Here is a 16,892-nt window from a genome sequence, read left to right on the forward strand (position 1 = left end):
GATCGCCTGGACAAGCACCAAGGAATCAGCATGCCGATGTCACCCGACTCTCCCCTCGACAGGCTCGACTGGGTCGCAATGGAGCAACAGCTGGATCAGGACGGCTGTACCGTCATCCGCTCGTTGTTGCGCCCGGAAACCTGCGAGCGCCTGAGTGCGCTTTATCCGCAAAGCGAACCGTTCCGTTCGCAGGTGATCATGGCGCGCCACGGCTTCGGTCGTGGTGAATACAAATATCTACGCTACCCGCTGCCTCCGGTGGTTGAGCGCCTGCGCAATGCGCTTTATCCACGACTTGTTCCCCTGGCCAACCGCTGGCACGAACGAATGGGATTGCCGGAACGGTTTCCACCTCTGCACAGCGAATTTCTGGCGTGCTGTCACGCCGCCGGTCAACTGCGGCCTACCCCGCTCTTGCTGCAATACGGCCCACAGGACTACAACTGTCTGCATCAGGACTTGTACGGCGAACACATCTTTCCGCTGCAAGTGGCGATTCTTCTGTCAGAGCCTGGCGAAGATTTCAGCGGCGGTGAATTCGTCCTGACCGAGCAACGTCCGAGAATGCAGTCTCGCCCGCTGGTGATGGACCTGAGAAAAGGTGACGCCTTGATCTTTGCCGTCAACCAGCGCCCGGTCAAAGGCGTGCGCGGCGATTATCGGGTCACCATGCGCCACGGCGTGAGTCGCCTGCACAGCGGGAAACGGCATACTCTCGGCATCATCTTTCACGACGCAACCTGACCATCATGCACAGCAATTTCGACCTCTTCGCCGACACCGAGCAGCCACCCCGCTCCGAGCAGATTGGAGAGCAATCGTGGGTCTTGCGTGGCTTCGCCCTGTCCCGTATCGAGCAATTGCTGCCGGCGCTGGAATCGGTCATCGAACGTGCCCCGTTGCGGCACATGATGACGCCCGGAGGCTTCAGCATGTCCGTTGCCACCAGCAGCTGCGGCGCTTTGGGCTGGATCACCGATCGCAGCGGCTACCGCTACTCGGCCGAAGATCCAATCAGCCACCAGCCCTGGCCACAAATGCCTGAGGTCTTTCGCGAGCTGGCCCAGGCAACGGCGAAGCAAGTCGGATTTTCCGACTTCACACCGGATTCCTGCCTGATCAACCGCTATGTCCCCGGCGCGAAAATGTCTTTGCATCAGGACAAAGACGAACATTCCTACGCCGCACCTATCGTGTCCCTGTCATTGGGCTTACCCGCCATGTTCCTGTTCGGCGGCTTCGCCCGCAGCGACAAGAGTCAGCGCATTTCGCTGTTGCACGGCGACATGGTGATCTGGGGCGGCGTCGACCGGCTGCGCTATCACGGCGTCCTGCCGATCAAACACGGCCGGCATCCACAGCTGGGCGAACAGCGTTTCAATCTGACATTTCGCACCGCTGGATAACCTCACGGAATTTGACCGCAAGGGCCGGAGTGTTACGGTTGGCGGCACTGGTTAACCTGAAATTCAACAGGTCAACGGACTCTCCATCATGAAAACGCTTTCGACCCCTTTGAACACTCAAGACGATCCACGCTGGGCCGCTGTTGTCGCCCGCGACCCACGTGCGGACGGTCAATTTGTCTATGCAGTGAAGACCACCGGCATCTATTGCCGCCCGAGCAGTCTGGCGCGCCTGCCGAAGCCGCAGAATGTCGAGTTCTTCGACACGGCAGAAGCAGCTGAAGCGGCGGGATATCGCCCCAGCAAACGGGCGAGCAAGGATCAAAGCGACGTAGCCGCGCAACATGCCGCGACCGTAGCCGCCGCCTGCCGGCAGATCGAAAGCGCCGAAACGCTGCCGGCACTCAACGAACTGGCCGAAGCCGCCGGCCTCAGCGCCTTCCATTTCCATCGGGTATTCAAAGCCGCAACCGGCCTGACACCCAAGGGTTACGCCGCCGCGCATCGTTCCCGCAGAGTGCGGCAACGTCTGGCAGATGGCGGCTCGGTGACCGACGCGCTGTACGACGCCGGCTTCAACTCGAACAGCCGCTTCTACGAGTCCGCAGACCAGTTGCTGGGCATGAAACCCGGCGATTTCCGGGCCGCCGGGCAAAACAACGACATTCGTTTTGCGGTCGGCCAATGTTCGCTCGGCGCGATTCTGGTGGCACAGAGTGACCGGGGGATCTGCGCGATTCTGTTGGGGGACGATCCTCATCAACTGGTCTGCGACCTGCAGGATCAGTTTCGCCGGGCCAACCTGATCGGGGCTGATGCCGAGTTCGAACAACTGATCGCCCATGTCGTCGGCTTCATCGAAGCACCAGCCATCGGCCTCGATCTGCCACTGGATGTGCGGGGCACCGCGTTTCAGGAACGGGTCTGGCAGGCACTGCGCGAAATTCCGGTCGGCAGCACCGCCAGTTACGCCGACATCGCTCAGCGCATCGGCTCGCCAAAAGCGGTTCGGGCCGTGGCTCAGGCTTGCGGTGCCAACAGCCTCGCGGTGGCGATCCCTTGCCACCGTGTGGTGCGCAGCGACGGCAATCTCTCGGGCTACCGCTGGGGTGTGGAGCGCAAGCGTGAGCTGTTGTCCCGGGAAACGCAGCCTTAGCGAATACCGATGTAGATAGCTACCGACTCCGGGCCAAGGTAGGCCTCGAAGTCGGTGGCATAACGACGCTGGATCTGCGGGTTGGCTTCGAAGTGTTTCCAGATCCGGCCCCAGGTGGCGATGACGGCGTCGGGCAATGCGCCCTGCCCCTGAAACACCAGATACTCGCCACTCTCGATCCGGATTGTTTCGAAACCGCTTTGCGGATCAACGACAGCAACGCCGGCGGTCACATCGAATGCACCCGAGGCATCGGACTCGTAAGCCGAATACACCCCGTAAATCGGCGACTCGGTCTGCTTGCCGGGAATGACCTCTGCCAGGTTCTTCCCGAAGAACTCGCCCCACATCGGACCGATTTTCGCAGTCTCAGCCTTGTGTTCTGCGGCATTGGTGGTTCGAACTCGCAAGCCTGAAACCGTGAACGACTCAACGTGCTGTTGTTGTAAATCCATCGAAGTGCCACTCCCTTTTTTGAAGTGCGGCCCGGCAGGTCCGCGATGGCGCTTAATGTGTCAGCGATTGACGTCTACGACAACCCGTCCGCGCAACTGTCCGGCGAGCAATTTCGGAGCAGCTTCGATCGCTTCGCTGAGGCCGATTTCGTGGCTGATCAGGGGCAACAGGGTGAAATCCAGATCCTTGGCCAGACGCGCCCAGGCCTCGATTCGACGGGCCTTGGGCTGGGTCACGCTGTTGATGCCGGCCAGCGTCACGCCACGCAGGATGAACGGGGCCACCGATGCCGGAAAGTCCATACCCTGAGCCAGACCACATGCCGCAACGGTGCCTTCGGCGCGGGTACTCGCACAGGCATTGGCCAACGTATGACTGCCGACCGAATCGATCACCGCAGCCCAGCGCTCCTTCGCCAAGGGTTTGCCTGGCTCGGACAAAGTTGCACGATCGATGATTTCGCTGGCGCCCAGTCGCTGCAAATATTCATGTTCCGACACGCGCCCGGTGGACGCCGCCACGCGAAAGCCAAGTTTGTGCAACAAAGCAATGGCAAAGCTGCCGACCCCGCCATTGGCACCGGTGACCAGTACTTCACCCTGCTCTGGCGTCACGCCATTGCGCTCCAGCACCATGATGCACAGCATCGCCGTGTAGCCCGCGGTGCCAATGGCCATGGCTTGCGCGGCAGTGAAGGCTTTTGGCAGCGGAATCAGCCAGTCGCCGTTGAGCCGCGCCTTCTGGGCCAGACCGCCCCAGTGGCTTTCACCCACGCCCCAACCGTTGAGCAGCACCTGATCGCCAGCCTTGTAGTCGGGATGCGAACTGACTTCGACCGTACCCGCCAGATCGATCCCGGGCACCATCGGAAACTTGCGCACCACCGGACTGTTGCCGGTAATCGCCAACCCGTCCTTGAAGTTGAGCGTGCTGTACGCGACGCGCACCGTCACATCGCCTTCAGGCAACTGCTGCTCGTCGATTTTCTGCAGGCTGGCGCGATAACCGCTGTCGTCTTTGTCGATCAGAATGCCGTTGAACATGACTGCCTCTCAGGGGAAGGATTCGGGAGATCGTGGCATTCAAATAGCACACTGCAACATTTTGCCCCACTCGACTTTCCGCCAATCGCTGAAACCGGCGGGTGAATCCGGATCGGGCGACTATGCTTTTTCGACTGCTTCCGTTTATCCCCGAGAAGCCTTTGTCGATGGAGCTGACAATGTCCCGCGCCCGCCCTTTTCTTGCCTGGTTGATGCTCTGTCTGTTGGCATTCAACAGCGCGTGGGCGGCGCCTGCGGCCAAGACGGCAGACGCCGCTGCCGTTGAGCCGACCTGGCCGCAAGTCATCACCAGCGGCAAGTCAAAACTCACCGTGTACCAGCCCCAGCTCGACAGCTGGGACGGCTACACCTTGCAGGCCCGCGCCGCCGTCGAGGCGACCGATGCCGACGGCAAGGCGACTTACGGGATCGTCCAGTTCAGCGCTCATACGCTGGTCGACAAGGCGACTCGCTGGGTCATGCTCGACCAGTACAAGATCATCAAGGCCGACTTCCCTGCCGACGCCAACCAGGCCGACACCTGGATTACGACACTGCAAAGCGATGCGGCCAAGCGCAAGAAAACCATCTCCCTGGATCAGCTCGAAGCCGCGGTCGGCGTCCTGACCGCCGAACAGAAAGCCGACACGGCGCCACTGGAAAACACGCCACCGACCATCATCAGCTCTGACGTGCCGGCCATGCTCGTTTATATCGACGGTGAGGCCGCGTATCGCCCGGTGGACGACACCGGACTGCAACGAGTCATCAACACCCGTCCTCTGCTGCTCAAGGACGGCCAGGGCAAACACTATCTGCACGTGTTCGACGGCTGGATGGTTGCCGATCAATTGGCAGGGCCGTACACCCTGCTGTCCTCGCCCCTGGCGGATCTGGAGAAAGCCAAGAAAGCCGCGATCGAGAGTCGGCAAGTGGATCTGCTCACCGGGCAAAGCGATCCGAAGGACAAGGTACCGAGTCTGGCCAAATCGCCGCAGCCGAAGATCTTCGTGGCCACGACCCCGACCGAGCTGATCGTCACCGATGGTGCGCCACAGTGGCTGCCGATCCAGGGTACGCAATTGCTGTATGTCAGCAACACCACCGGGCACATCTTCAAGGAAATCGGCGACCAGAACAGTTATGTGCTGATCTCCGGCCGCTGGTTCCATGCCGCGGACATGAATGGCCCCTGGACATTTACCCCGGCGGACAAGCTGCCGGCAGACTTCGCCAACATCCCCGACGACAGCCCGAAAGAAAACGTCAAAGCCTCGGTTGCCGGGACGCCGCAGGCAAGGGAAGCGGCCATTGCCGCCACGATCCCGCAGACGTCGGCAATCAAGAAAAGCGCGGTCAAAATGACTGCCCCGCAATTCGATGGTGAGCCTCAACTCAAAGCCATCAGCGGAACCCCGCTTCAGTATGTGATCAACAGCGCGACGCCGATCATCCGGGTCGATGAAAACAGTTGGTATGCGGTGGAGAACGGCATCTGGTTCGTCGCGACAGCGGTGGCCGGGCCATGGACCGTCGCCAGTTCGGTACCGGCGGTGATTTATTCGATTCCGCCGAACTCGCCGATGCATTACCTCACCTACGTCAAAGTCTATGAGTCCAGCGGTGACACGGTCGTCGTCGGCTATACCCCGGGTTATCAAGGCTCGACGCTGGATCCAGCGACCGGCGTCGTGGTTTACGGCACAGGCTATCCGTACACACCCTGGGTGGGCACTGTCTGGTACGGGCCGCCAGTGACTTACGGTTTTGGCGTCGCCATTCGCTACACGCCGTGGACAGGCTGGACCTTCGGTTTCGGCTTCGGCTGGAGCTGGGGCGGCAGCACTGCCGCGATGGGTTGGGGCTGGGGCGCCTATCCATGGTGGGGCAATTACGGCTGGGGTTACGCGTGGGGGCCACATCTGTATCCGGCGCCATTGGCCTGGGGAGGCGCAGCCTACGGTTATCACGGCGGCGCCGTGACCTGGGGGCCGGGCGGCTGGGCCAGCACTACCGGCAACATCTATCGGCAATGGGGCGACCGGGCGACGGTCAGCCGCTATGGCGCGGGCTACAACGCCTGGACCGGCAACCGCTGGGCCGGTCAGGTCGGCTCTTCCTATAACTCACGGACCGGGATTGCTACGGCAGGTCAGCGCGGTGCGGTACACAATGTCTACACCGGTAACTATGCAGCGGGTCGCAGTGGTGAAGTGGTCGGGCCCAACGGTGGTGCAATTGCCGGAGGCCGCGTTACGGCAGGCAATGTTCGCAATGGCACTCAGGTTACCGCCAATCGAGGCGCCGTCTACAACCCGAACACCGGCAACACCACGCAGTACGGCGGGATCCATGGGCGTAACAGCGGCGCCGCGCGGGTTGGCGACAACGTTTACGCGGGGCATGACGGCAACGTCTACAAGAAAACCGATGACGGCTGGCAGTCGATGGTCAAGGGAGGCGCGACACGTGCGCCGATCAACAACAATGCTCAGTTGCAGAACCTCAACCGCGATTCAGCGGCGCGTAACGTTGGTAATCAGCGCCTGAACAACTTCCACAACTCTTCGCAGTTCATGAACCATTCATTCGGTGGAGGCGGTGGTGGCGGATTTCATCGACGCTGACCCGAATCCCGCGAGACCACAAATCTAGGCTGGCCCTGAACCCGGTTTTGCTGGTAAAAAAACCGGCTTCAGCTTCTCTGCCCTGCTTTGTCCTTCGGAGTCTTTTCCATGAACCAATGGCCAGATACGCGCATTCTTGACCTGCTCGGCATCGAACTGCCGATTATCCAGGGCCCTATGGCCGGTGCCACCAACTCGTCGATGGTCATCGCCGTCTGCAACGCGGGCGGTTTGGGTTCAATGCCGGCAGCTATGTTGAGCATCGAGCAATTGCGCGAAGAACTGAAGGCCATCCGCCAAGGCACCGACAAACCGTTCAACGTCAATTTCTTCTGCCACCAGCCACCGGCCGCCGATGAGCAGCGGGCACGGGACTGGAAGAATCTGCTGGAACCCTACTACCGCGAACTGGGTGCCGATTTCGACGCTCCGACGCCGGTATCCAACCGTGCACCGTTTGATGCGGCCGCTTGCGAAGTGCTTGAAGAGTTTCGTCCTGAAGTAGTGAGTTTCCACTTTGGCCTGCCGGAAAAATCCCTGCTGGACCGGGTCAAGGCGACCGGCGCGAAAATCCTCTCCTCGGCCACCAACGTCGATGAAGCCATCTGGCTGGAGCAGCATGGTTGCGACGCAATCATCGCCATGGGTTACGAAGCCGGCGGGCACCGGGGCATGTTCCTCAGCGATGACTTGAGCAGCCAGGTCGGGACCTTTGCCCTCGTGCCGCAAATCGTCGACGCGGTCAAAGTGCCGGTGATTGCCGCCGGTGCGATCGCCGATGCGCGAGGCGTGGCAGCGGCGTTCATGCTCGGTGCATCGGCCGTGCAGGTCGGCACGACTTATCTGTTTACCCCGGAAGCCAAAGTCAGCGCCTCTCATCACAAGGCGCTGCGTACCGCCAAAGACAGTGAAACAGCGGTCACCAACCTGTTCACCGGGCGCCCGGCACGGGGAATTCTGAATCGAGTGATGCGCGAAGTGGGTCCGATGTCGGCCAAGGCACCGGCGTTTCCGTTGGCCGGCGGTGCTCTGATGCCCTTGCGCGCCAAGGACGAGGCCGACTTCAGCAACCTGTGGGCCGGTCAGGCGTTTAGGCTGGGCAAGGAGTTGAGCAGTGCTGAACTGACCCGGCAACTGGCCGAAGGAGCGCTCGCGAAACTCGTTCGGTAAAGGCACAGCAGACCGAGGGATTCCATGCCCTCACCTGCCCGCCTGAAACCAGCACTTTCCGTTTGGAAGCATTTCGCTATATATTCAGCTATATAGCGATTCACCCCCTCGCATCGGCGCAGTCTACCCCTCTAACAACAACTGCCCACTGCACCTGCCAACAACGGAGCTGTTACATGACCATTCGTGCCTCACGTTTTGCCCCTACCTGCCTGGCCTCCCTGCTTGCGGTGTTCGCCGTCGGCGCTGTTCAGGCGGATGAAGTGCAAGTTGCCGTCGCGGCCAACTTCACTGCACCGATCCAGGCAATCGCCGCCGATTTCGAAAAAGACACCGGGCACAAACTGGTCGCAGCCTACGGTGCCACCGGGCAGTTCTACACCCAGATCAAGAACGGCGCACCGTTCGAGGTATTCCTCTCCGCTGACGACACCACGCCTGAAAAACTGGAAAAAGAAGGCGACACCGTCAAAGGTTCGCGCTTCACCTACGCCATCGGCACCCTGGCGCTGTGGTCGGCCAAAGAAGGTTACGTCGATGCCAAAGGTGACGTCCTGAAGAAAAACGAATACCAGCACCTGTCCATCGCCAACCCGAAAGCCGCGCCTTATGGTCTGGCGGCCACCCAGGTGCTGGAAAAGCTGAAATTGACTGAAGCGACCAAAGCCAAGATCGTCGAAGGCCAGAACATCACTCAGGCCTACCAGTTCGTATCCACCGGCAACGCCGAGCTGGGCTTCGTTGCCCTTTCGCAGATCTACAAGGACGGCAAAGTCAGCAGCGGTTCGGCGTGGATCGTTCCGGCGAGCATGCACGACCCGATCAAACAGGACGCCGTCATTCTGAACAAAGGCAAGGACAACGCCGCCGCCAAGGCACTGGTTGACTACCTCAAAGGCCCGAAAGCCGCTGCGGTCATCAAGTCCTATGGTTATCAGCTGTAAATGTCGCTGACGAGTGCCGATTTCGCGGCGATCTGGCTGACCCTGAAACTGGCGTCCCTGACCACCGCAATCCTGCTGGTCATCGGCACTCCGATTGCCCTGTGGTTGTCGCGCAGCCGTTCCTGGCTGCGCGGCCCCATCGGGGCGATCGTTGCCCTGCCCCTGGTGTTGCCGCCGACTGTCATTGGTTTCTATCTGTTGCTGGCAATGGGGCCGAATGGCTTTCTGGGTCATTTCACCCAGTGGCTTGGGCTTGGCACGCTCACCTTCAGTTTCACCGGGCTGGTCATCGGTTCGGTGCTCTACTCCATGCCTTTTGTGGTGCAGCCGTTGCAAAACGCCTTCTCCGCCATCGGCACTCGCCCACTGGAAGTGGCCGCGACTTTGCGCGCCAATCCCTGGGACACTTTTTTCAGCGTCATCCTGCCGCTCGCGCGCCCCGGTTTCGTTACCGCAGCGATCCTCGGCTTCGCCCATACGGTTGGCGAATTCGGCGTGGTGCTGATGATCGGCGGCAATATTCCCGACAAGACCCGAGTGGTCTCGGTACAAATCTACGACCATGTTGAAGCCATGGAATATTCACAAGCGCATTGGCTCGCCGGGGCAATGCTGGTGTTTTCGTTTCTGGTGTTGCTGGCGCTCTATTCCAGCCGCAAGTCGCGCGCAGGCTGGAGCTGATCGATGATTGAAGCACGCTTGAAACTCGCTTACTCAGGCTTCGGCCTGGATGTCGACCTGCACCTGCCGGGTCGTGGCGTGACCGCATTGTTCGGGCAATCAGGCTCCGGCAAGACCACCTGCCTGCGCTGCATCGCCGGGCTTGAACGGGCCTCGCACGCCTTTGTGCAAATCAACGACGAAGTCTGGCAGGACAGCGAGAAAGGCATTTTCGTCCCGCCGCACAAACGTGCGCTCGGCTATGTCTTTCAGGAAGCGAGCCTGTTTCCACACCTCTCGGTGCTGGCCAACCTGCAATTCGGACTCAAGCGAATTGCCAGGCATCAGCGCCGGGTCGACATGGCGCAAGCCACTGAACTCTTGGGAATCGGCCATTTGCTGGAACGTCATCCGCAGCATCTGTCCGGCGGTGAACGTCAGCGCGTCGGTATCGCCCGGGCATTGCTGACCAGCCCGAAACTGCTGTTGATGGACGAACCGCTGGCCGCCCTCGACAGTCAGCGCAAAAGCGAAATCCTGCCTTACCTGCAACGGCTGCACGACGAACTCGATATCCCGGTTCTGTATGTCAGTCACGCACAGGATGAAGTCGCGCGACTGGCCGATCATCTGGTACTGCTCGACAACGGTAAAGCGCTGGCCAGCGGCCCCATCGGCGAAACCCTGGCGCGCCTCGATCTTCCTCTGGCAATGGGCGATGACGCTGGCGTCGTGATCGAGGGGCTAGTCATTTCCTACGATCACGACTACCAATTGCTTTGCCTGCAATTGCCCGACACGTTGTTGAGCATTCGCGTGACTCACTCCCCCATGGAAGTGGGTCAGGCGCTGCGCTGCAAAGTGCAGGCTCGCGATATCAGCCTGACTCTGCAAAACACCGAACACAGCAGCATCCTCAATCGGTTGCCGGTCACGGTGGTCAGCGAAATGCCCGCCGACAATGCCGCTCATGTGCTGATTCGCCTCGATGCGGGCGGCACGCCGCTGCTGGCCCGTATTACCCGTTACTCACGGGATCAGCTTGGTGTGCATGCCGGCCAGAAATTATGGGCGCAGATCAAGGCTGTCGCCGTTCTGGCATAAATCGGTCGGCACGACTGCCGGGGTCTGCGGTCAATCGCTGTAACAGCCCGATTGCCGCCCAGGAACCCCGCCATGCCCGATACCGCGCTGACCGATGTGTTGCCTTCGGACCTGCATTACGTCGATGACACCCAGCCGGGACTCACCCGCAAAAAGCTGCGCGGCAAGTTCTGCTACTTCGACGCAACTGGCCAGCGCATCCGCGATCCTGACGAAATCAAACGCATCAATGCGCTGGCAGTGCCTCCAGCCTACACCGATGTGTGGATCTGCGCGGACCCTCGCGGCCATCTGCAAGCCACCGGCCGCGATGCTCGCGGGCGCAAACAATACCGCTATCACCCACGCTGGCGCGAAGTCCGTGATGCCGACAAATACTCGCGCTTGCGTGAGTTCGGCATGGCGCTGCCGAAATTGCGCAAACAGCTGGAAGTGCTGCTGGACGCGCCGGGGTTCAGCCGCGACAAAGTCATGGCTACGGTGATCACGCTGCTCGATGCCACGCTGATTCGCGTCGGCAATACGCAATACGCGCGGGACAATCGATCGTACGGCCTGACCACCTTGCGCAGCCGGCATGTCGAGATCAATGGCAGTGCGATCCTGTTCCAGTTTCGCGGCAAGAGCGGTATCGAGCATCAGATCACCGTCAAAGACCGACGCCTGGCGCGGATCATCAAGCGCTGCCTGGAAATCCCGGGGCAGAACCTGTTCCAGTACCTGGATGAGCATGGCGAACGGCACACTGTCAGCTCTTCCGACGTCAACACCTATCTGCAAACCCTGACGGGCGCGGATTTCACCGCCAAGGACTACCGGACCTGGGCCGGCAGCGCCCTCGCCCTGGCGGTGCTGCGGGAGTTGCAATGGGAGTCGGAAACCGAGGCCAGACGGCATGTGGTGGAGATGGTCAAGGGTGTGGCGCGGCAATTGGGCAACACCCCGGCGGTGTGCCGCAAATGCTATATCCACCCGGCCGTGGTGGAGCATTTCATGCTGGGCGCACTGGCGGAGCTGCCAAAGCCGAGGATCCGCAAAGGTCTGCGCAAGGAAGAAGTCGCCTTGGCGCTATTTCTTGAACGCATGTCAGACATGGCTTGAAGCGGTCGAACGTCTCGACTAGGCTATCGGACTTCCCCTCCCAAGGACGACCGCAGAAAGTGAACAACTAAGCCTTCAAAAATGTAATCGCGACACGCCTTTCAGGGCGCTTGTCTGTTTTCACGACATTTTTTGGAGGTGCCGATGACTCACGTCTCGCGTACGCCTGCCCTCGTCTCCCTGAATCAGCTGGGTTTCCAGTTCGCCAATGGCGAGACGATTTTCGATGCACTCGATTTGAAGTTCGATCACACGCCGACCGCCATCGTCGGACGCAACGGTGTCGGCAAAAGCGTACTGGCGCGCTTGATCGCCGGACAATGGCTACCCACCACCGGCAGCGTGACGCGCACAGTGGCCACAACCTACGTAACGCAAACCTTGGTCGCCGCACCTGGCGAGACGGTCGCCGAGACCACCGGCAGCGCCGCCATTCTTCAGGCCCTGGAGCGAATGAACCGAGGCTGCGGATCAGTCGAGGACTTCGACCTCATTGGCGAGCAATGGGATCTCGCGGAGCGTTTGCGGCGCTTGCTCGATGACGCCGGGCTGGCCGAGGTTGCACTCACTGACTTGACCGAACAACTCAGTGGCGGCCAGCAAGCACGAGTCGCACTGATCGGCGCGTTTTTGAGTCAGGCTTCGTTGATGGTCCTTGATGAACCGACTAACCATCTGGATTCATCGGGACGGCAATGGCTGATGGCCGCACTGGAGCGCTGGCACAGCGGGCTGATCGTCGTCAGCCATGACCGGCAATTGCTCGATGGCATGCAACGGATTGTCGAATTGAATGGCGTGGAGGCAAATGACTTTCGCGGCAATTATTCGGCGTTCCGTGAACACCAGCGGATTCATCAAGCAGCGGCACAAGCGCGTCTCGATCAAGCCCGAAGCGAACGCCAGCGTGAACACGTACGGTTGCGGCGTGAACACGACACGATACAACGCCATGCAGCCAATTCCCGACGCAAAGCCGAAACCGCCAACATTGCCAGTTTCGAATACGTGGCGATCAAAGGCGCCGCCCGGGAAATCATGGGGCATGTCCGACAAAGCCATCAGGCACGCAAGTCCGAGCTGGATGCCCAGGTATGGGAGGCATATGCCAAGGTACAGCCCGCAGACAATGTGCTGGTCAACCTGCCCGGAAGCACCGTGCCGAACAATCGTCAGGTCTGCACGCTGATTGAAGCAGGATTGCCATGGCTGCCCCGCGAAGCAGCAACGAGCTACCTGAGCCTGGCGATCCGTGGTCCGATGCGAATCGCTGTCAGCGGTCCCAACGGGTGCGGCAAATCGACCCTGCTGAAAGTGCTGGCCGGGCAATGGGCACCAATCGGCGGGGTCGCCACGACTCACGTTCCATTCGCGTTTATTGATCAGCAACTGGCCCAACTGGACGATCAGCGCTCGATCACCGAACAGTTGATGACGCAGGGCGCGGGCCTGGACGAAGGCACGCTGCGCAGCAACCTCGCTCACCTGCAACTGGATGCTCGTCGCGCCACGGGATGTTGCGCTTCATTGAGCGGTGGCGAACGCCTGAAAGCCGCACTGGCGCTGGCATTGTGGAGAGCAGAGCCTGCGCAACTGCTGTTGCTGGACGAACCGACCAATCATCTGGACCTGCCCTCGGTGGAAGCTTTCGAACGAGCGTTGCAGACATTTCCGGGAGCGATAGTTGCCGTTTCGCACGACCAGGACTTCCTCAAGGCGCTGCAACCGACTCACTCACTGAACTGGCGTCGTTCCGGGTGGACACTTCAACCGACGAACTGACCTGACTATTTTTTGCACGATTTGTCAGGGCTTCTATAGTTGATCTGATATGAATCAGTTGCGGTGACGCCATGGAAGACATATTCGTCGTGAAGCGTTGCAACAAGATCATCATTCACGGTCGCCGCGCAGGAGAAAGTCTTCACGAACCCGCCGAGGCCACCAGTGGTATCGCATCAGTGACACGCGTACTGGCGGTTTCATCGGGGATGGTTACGATCTGGAAGAGGACGCCCGGCGAGAATGCCAGCGACTGAATGCCGCCAGTTCACGGGTGACTGTCAGTGAGTCTTCTGACTGATAGCTGTCATTTACGGGTCTATACTCAAACCAGCTGAAGGAGCAGCGCCCCAACGGCAGAGAGCTCGCGCTTCGCGGGCTTTTTGCTGCCTCAGAGCGGTTTCCTGAACGGAGGTGTTCCATGTCCGAAAGAGAGTCCATCACCACTCTCCTCACCTTGCTCGAGGCCCGGGAGGCACGCCTTGCCGCAGCCTGCAAAGAGATCGCCGACTGGGTCGATCATCAAGGCGGGCACCCGACCGCCCTGCGCATTCGCGATCGCTTGAACGACATCGAAAAGGATACGCCGCTAATCCGCAGCACCCTCTCGTCGCTCAAGCCTGTCGATCGGCCGCTGCCACGCTTCAGGTGATCCACTGATTCGCACAATGCCTGCAAAAAAAGAACGTCCTTGGTGGTGAAAGGTCAAACCCTTTACACGTCACCAAGGAGGCGTCTCATGGTCATTCACTTCAAAGTCGACGGGCATCTTGCCTGTGGTCACAAGGGCAACAATCTCAGCGCCAGCCCCGAGCTCAATCGCGTCAAGTGCCGCAGCTGCCGCAACACCGACGCTTATAAAAAAGCACGCAAAGATCAGCGCAATGCGGCGCGCCGGGCCGCTCGCCATGCCAAGGCAACGAACCATGCATCCAGTTGGCGTTCCGAGTGGATCGAGCGTCTGACGGCGATGGCTGGCCTCCAGCGTCTGCCGAGGGGTTTTACCGGGCAAGCCTTCGTCTAGACCGGTAACACAATGGGCCGACTGTTCGGCCCATTCCTGCTGATGTGTTTATTACTGTGTAGCTCTGCCGATGCTATGGTGAGTCCTGTCGGTTCCAGTTTCGGTAACTCAGCGTGCAAACATCCATTGATCCTGAAGACAACTCAGGAACGCCCCCCTCGCCTCGCCGCAATCCGTCACAAAAACGCAGCCGTGAACGGCAGGAACGGATTCTCGGGGTGGCTACACGGCTGATTGCCAGCAAGGGCAGCGATCAGTTGAAGATGAGCGAAATCGCTTCACTCTGCGAGATATCCATCGGTTCTCTCTATCAGTATTTTCCCGACAAAAGCTCAATCATCCTCAGCCTCGCGCAGCGTTACAACGCAGAAAGCCGCCGTTGTATCCAGGTTGCACTGGAGGCGGTCCACGATGCGCAATCGCTGGAAGTCGCTTATTCGGAACTGCTGGATCTGTACTACCAGATCATCACGGCAGAACCGGTCATGCGCGATATCTGGTCAGGCATGCAGGCTGACAAACAGCTGCTGGATCTGGAACTGCAGGAAAGTCGCATTGCGGCGCAAATGTTGACCCGCGCGGTACTGCGCGCTTTCCCGGACGCCAATGAACAACAAGTGAGCGATGCGGCTTTTCTGGTCTGGCAACTGGGTGAATCAACGATGCGCCTGGCCATTTCCTGCTCCGAGGCAGAAGGTAAGCGACTGGTCGAAACCTTCAAGCGCATGTCGCTTCGGGAAATACTGCATCCGGCCCTCGCCGACTCTTCGATTTAAATCCGTGACGTTCAACAAATGACCTGTCGTCGGCTGAGGGCAGGCGTTTCTTGACGGCATAACGTGAGCATCTATCGTATTTTTTGTGAGAGATACTCACGTTAACAGAGAGATGATCATGACAAACTCAGAAGCCCAACCCTTTCTGATACTCGGCGCTACCGGAAAAACCGGAAGCCGCATCAGCAAACGACTGATCGAAGAAGGACATCCGGTTCGACCAGGGTCACGCAATGCACCCATCCCGTTCGATTGGGAGAGTCCTTCAACCTGGAGCGCTGCTCTCACGGGGGCGCGCGCCGTCTATATCTCCTATCAGCCCGATCTCGCCATGCCCGGCGCCCTGGAAACCTTGCAGGCGTTCGTTTCGCTCGCGGTCGAGCACCGCGTCAAACACTTGGTACTTCTGTCAGGACGCGGTGAAATTGAAGCGCAAGAAGCTGAACGTATTGTGCAGAACAGCGGTATCGACTGGACAATTTTGCGTGCCAGCTGGTTTTTCCAGAACTTCAGCGAAGCGCATTTTCTCGATCCGATCATCGAAGGTCAGCTCGTGCTGCCAGTTGGCAATGTCGCTGAGCCCTTTGTCGATGCGGAAGATATTGCCGAGGTCGCCGTGCAGGTCCTCACAAAACCGGGACATAAAGGAAAATTTTATGAGCTCACAGGGCCAAGGGCACTGACCTTTTACGAAGCGCTAGAAGAAATCAGCTCGGTGACCGGACGGGATATTCAGTTCACACAAGTCTCGGCGAAGGTTTACCTCAAGGAACTTGAGCGTGCGCAATTGCCGACACCCTATGTCAACCTGTTGCTTTACCTTTTCACCACCGTGCTAGATGGACGCAATGCGGCGGTAGCCGATGGCGTGAAACAAGCCTTGGGGCGCCCGGCGAATGACTTCAGCGCTTATGCCAGGCGCACGGCTTCGACCGGAATCTGGAACGCGCGGTAGTAAAAGGAAATTGGACGAAGACGTATGTATTTATCGGAAACACAAAAGCGGGTATGCATGAGAAATATCATGCAAACTTTTTGATTTAACAAACGACTAGCGTATGCAGACCTGCTCAATCCATCGGTGCATTCGCAATCAAAGTCTTGGGTTACAGATACGTGCTCATTCCCCCAACGCTCCATTTCTCGCCCCAGCACCGAATGTTTGAACCCACTGAAAGGAGCTCGTGGTTTGTGAGTCAGCGTATTGATCAACACACGCCCCGAATCAATCTGACGGGCAATACTCACACAGCGTTCATCGCTGTTTCGGTGTACCAGCGCTTGGCAATCCGGATCGCGTCAGCCTCACACGGGATGATTGTCAGTATGAGGCTGACGACTTCTTCGCGCACGATTCGCATTTGATTGTTGGCATCCGTGAAAATCCTGGTTTTCACGAAGCATCCCGTATCCAGACCTTGTGGACGACCGTCGTCTCCTTTAGAACCAGGAACATTGAGTTAAACCAAGCAATGTGCGCCAGCAAGCGACGAGATTCCCGTTGCATCTGTCGCGAGACACTCCGCGCTCCGTGTCAATCACCCATGACCTTTTGCGACGGTTGCAACGAATCCTGGCTGGTCGAGTCGGACGGCCAGAACGACCACGCAGCATCGATCAGTAGTCTGAGACCGAGTTGACTC

Annotated in this window: 18 protein-coding genes and 1 pseudogene; 15 read left to right on the forward strand and 4 right to left on the reverse strand. The window is 59.4% G+C overall.

Going from position 1 to position 16,892, the window contains the following annotated elements; genetic code table 11:
* Positions 1 to 30: 30 nt before the first annotated feature.
* The 3 genes from IF189_RS15125 to ada all read left to right on the forward strand — a co-directional run bounded on the left by IF189_RS15125 (position 31) and on the right by ada (position 2,562).
* Positions 31 to 744 (forward strand): 2OG-Fe(II) oxygenase, encoded by a 714-nt coding sequence (locus tag IF189_RS15125; protein WP_413038505.1) that lies wholly within the window; start codon positions 31 to 33, stop codon positions 742 to 744.
* Between the two features lie 5 nt (positions 745 to 749).
* Positions 750 to 1,406, forward strand: a complete 657-nt coding sequence (gene alkB, locus IF189_RS15130) for a DNA oxidative demethylase AlkB (protein WP_192551812.1) — start codon at positions 750 to 752, stop codon at positions 1,404 to 1,406.
* 88 nt (positions 1,407 to 1,494) lie between these two features.
* Complete coding sequence (ada, locus tag IF189_RS15135; RefSeq protein WP_134827075.1) at positions 1,495 to 2,562, forward strand: bifunctional DNA-binding transcriptional regulator/O6-methylguanine-DNA methyltransferase Ada; 1,068 nt, start codon at positions 1,495 to 1,497, stop codon at positions 2,560 to 2,562.
* Here the strand turns inward: ada and IF189_RS15140 are convergent.
* Positions 2,559 to 3,017 (reverse strand): GyrI-like domain-containing protein, encoded by a 459-nt coding sequence (locus tag IF189_RS15140; protein ID WP_134827076.1) that lies wholly within the window; start codon positions 3,015 to 3,017, stop codon positions 2,559 to 2,561. The two genes, ada and IF189_RS15140, sit on opposite strands and share 4 nt — an antisense overlap.
* Positions 3,018 to 3,077: 60 nt before the next feature.
* Complete coding sequence (locus IF189_RS15145; protein ID WP_192551813.1) at positions 3,078 to 4,061, reverse strand: MDR family oxidoreductase; 984 nt, start codon at positions 4,059 to 4,061, stop codon at positions 3,078 to 3,080.
* Between the two features lie 179 nt (positions 4,062 to 4,240).
* On the opposite strand from IF189_RS15145, the gene IF189_RS15150 reads away from it, so the two are divergent.
* The 12 genes and pseudogenes from IF189_RS15150 to IF189_RS15205 all read left to right on the forward strand — a co-directional run bounded on the left by IF189_RS15150 (position 4,241) and on the right by IF189_RS15205 (position 16,204).
* Positions 4,241 to 6,688 carry an autotransporter gene (locus tag IF189_RS15150; RefSeq protein ID WP_192551814.1) on the forward strand — a complete coding sequence of 816 codons (2,448 nt, stop codon included), beginning with the start codon at positions 4,241 to 4,243 and terminating at the stop codon, positions 6,686 to 6,688.
* 108 nt (positions 6,689 to 6,796) lie between these two features.
* Positions 6,797 to 7,858, forward strand: coding sequence for an NAD(P)H-dependent flavin oxidoreductase (locus IF189_RS15155; RefSeq protein ID WP_192551815.1), 1,062 nt, complete (start codon positions 6,797 to 6,799; stop codon positions 7,856 to 7,858).
* A 176-nt stretch (positions 7,859 to 8,034) separates the two neighbouring features.
* Entirely contained in the window at positions 8,035 to 8,802 is a 768-nt protein-coding gene (gene modA / locus IF189_RS15160; RefSeq protein ID WP_114883351.1) for a molybdate ABC transporter substrate-binding protein, read from the forward strand.
* The gene (gene modB / locus IF189_RS15165; protein WP_085710042.1) at positions 8,803 to 9,483 is read left to right on the forward strand and encodes a molybdate ABC transporter permease subunit; all 681 of its coding nucleotides are present in this window, start codon (positions 8,803 to 8,805) and stop codon (positions 9,481 to 9,483) included. It abuts the gene before it with no gap.
* A 3-nt stretch (positions 9,484 to 9,486) separates the two neighbouring features.
* Positions 9,487 to 10,566 carry a molybdenum ABC transporter ATP-binding protein gene (gene modC, locus IF189_RS15170; RefSeq protein WP_192551816.1) on the forward strand — a complete coding sequence of 360 codons (1,080 nt, stop codon included), beginning with the start codon at positions 9,487 to 9,489 and terminating at the stop codon, positions 10,564 to 10,566.
* A gap of 72 nt (positions 10,567 to 10,638) precedes the next feature.
* The gene (locus tag IF189_RS15175; protein WP_134827081.1) at positions 10,639 to 11,667 is read left to right on the forward strand and encodes a DNA topoisomerase IB; all 1,029 of its coding nucleotides are present in this window, start codon (positions 10,639 to 10,641) and stop codon (positions 11,665 to 11,667) included.
* Positions 11,668 to 11,811: 144 nt separating this feature from the next.
* On the forward strand, positions 11,812 to 13,449 hold the full coding sequence (locus tag IF189_RS15180; RefSeq protein ID WP_192551817.1) for an ATP-binding cassette domain-containing protein: 1,638 nt from the start codon (positions 11,812 to 11,814) through the stop codon (positions 13,447 to 13,449).
* 71 nt (positions 13,450 to 13,520) lie between these two features.
* Positions 13,521 to 13,750, forward strand: a pseudogene (locus IF189_RS15185) (hypothetical protein).
* A gap of 120 nt (positions 13,751 to 13,870) precedes the next feature.
* A complete protein-coding gene (locus tag IF189_RS15190; RefSeq protein WP_085710047.1) occupies positions 13,871 to 14,101 on the forward strand; it encodes a hypothetical protein in 231 nt (76 codons plus the stop codon).
* A gap of 87 nt (positions 14,102 to 14,188) precedes the next feature.
* Positions 14,189 to 14,473: a hypothetical protein gene (locus IF189_RS15195; protein ID WP_134827084.1), complete on the forward strand. Its 285-nt coding sequence runs from the start codon at positions 14,189 to 14,191 to the stop codon at positions 14,471 to 14,473.
* Between the two features lie 113 nt (positions 14,474 to 14,586).
* Positions 14,587 to 15,249, forward strand: a complete 663-nt coding sequence (locus IF189_RS15200; protein WP_134827085.1) for a TetR/AcrR family transcriptional regulator — start codon at positions 14,587 to 14,589, stop codon at positions 15,247 to 15,249.
* A gap of 118 nt (positions 15,250 to 15,367) precedes the next feature.
* Positions 15,368 to 16,204 carry an NAD(P)H-binding protein gene (locus tag IF189_RS15205; protein WP_192551818.1) on the forward strand — a complete coding sequence of 279 codons (837 nt, stop codon included), beginning with the start codon at positions 15,368 to 15,370 and terminating at the stop codon, positions 16,202 to 16,204.
* Here the strand turns inward: IF189_RS15205 and IF189_RS28865 are convergent.
* On the reverse strand, positions 16,159 to 16,497 hold the full coding sequence (locus tag IF189_RS28865; RefSeq protein WP_263974418.1) for an aldehyde dehydrogenase family protein: 339 nt from the start codon (positions 16,495 to 16,497) through the stop codon (positions 16,159 to 16,161). The genes IF189_RS15205 and IF189_RS28865 overlap by 46 nt on opposite strands.
* A complete protein-coding gene (locus IF189_RS29010) occupies positions 16,494 to 16,646 on the reverse strand; it encodes a hypothetical protein (protein ID WP_413038506.1) in 153 nt (50 codons plus the stop codon). The genes IF189_RS28865 and IF189_RS29010 overlap by 4 nt, the downstream gene beginning before the upstream one ends.
* Between the last annotated feature and the right edge of the window lie 246 nt (positions 16,647 to 16,892).

This window comes from Pseudomonas sp. IzPS59, from assembly GCF_014863505.1.
Lineage (GTDB): Bacteria > Pseudomonadota > Gammaproteobacteria > Pseudomonadales > Pseudomonadaceae > Aquipseudomonas > Aquipseudomonas kribbensis.

Coding starts and splice junctions, on each gene's coding strand:
- IF189_RS15125 (WP_413038505.1), top strand. CDS start 31: ATGCCGATGTCACCCGACTCTCCCCTCGACAGGCTCGACTGGGTCGCA.
- alkB (WP_192551812.1), top strand. CDS start 750: ATGCACAGCAATTTCGACCTCTTCGCCGACACCGAGCAGCCACCCCGC.
- ada (WP_134827075.1), top strand. CDS start 1,495: ATGAAAACGCTTTCGACCCCTTTGAACACTCAAGACGATCCACGCTGG.
- IF189_RS15140 (WP_134827076.1), bottom strand. CDS start 3,017: ATGGATTTACAACAACAGCACGTTGAGTCGTTCACGGTTTCAGGCTTG.
- IF189_RS15145 (WP_192551813.1), bottom strand. CDS start 4,061: ATGTTCAACGGCATTCTGATCGACAAAGACGACAGCGGTTATCGCGCC.
- IF189_RS15150 (WP_192551814.1), top strand. CDS start 4,241: ATGTCCCGCGCCCGCCCTTTTCTTGCCTGGTTGATGCTCTGTCTGTTG.
- IF189_RS15155 (WP_192551815.1), top strand. CDS start 6,797: ATGAACCAATGGCCAGATACGCGCATTCTTGACCTGCTCGGCATCGAA.
- modA (WP_114883351.1), top strand. CDS start 8,035: ATGACCATTCGTGCCTCACGTTTTGCCCCTACCTGCCTGGCCTCCCTG.
- modB (WP_085710042.1), top strand. CDS start 8,803: ATGTCGCTGACGAGTGCCGATTTCGCGGCGATCTGGCTGACCCTGAAA.
- modC (WP_192551816.1), top strand. CDS start 9,487: ATGATTGAAGCACGCTTGAAACTCGCTTACTCAGGCTTCGGCCTGGAT.
- IF189_RS15175 (WP_134827081.1), top strand. CDS start 10,639: ATGCCCGATACCGCGCTGACCGATGTGTTGCCTTCGGACCTGCATTAC.
- IF189_RS15180 (WP_192551817.1), top strand. CDS start 11,812: ATGACTCACGTCTCGCGTACGCCTGCCCTCGTCTCCCTGAATCAGCTG.
- IF189_RS15190 (WP_085710047.1), top strand. CDS start 13,871: ATGTCCGAAAGAGAGTCCATCACCACTCTCCTCACCTTGCTCGAGGCC.
- IF189_RS15195 (WP_134827084.1), top strand. CDS start 14,189: ATGGTCATTCACTTCAAAGTCGACGGGCATCTTGCCTGTGGTCACAAG.
- IF189_RS15205 (WP_192551818.1), top strand. CDS start 15,368: ATGACAAACTCAGAAGCCCAACCCTTTCTGATACTCGGCGCTACCGGA.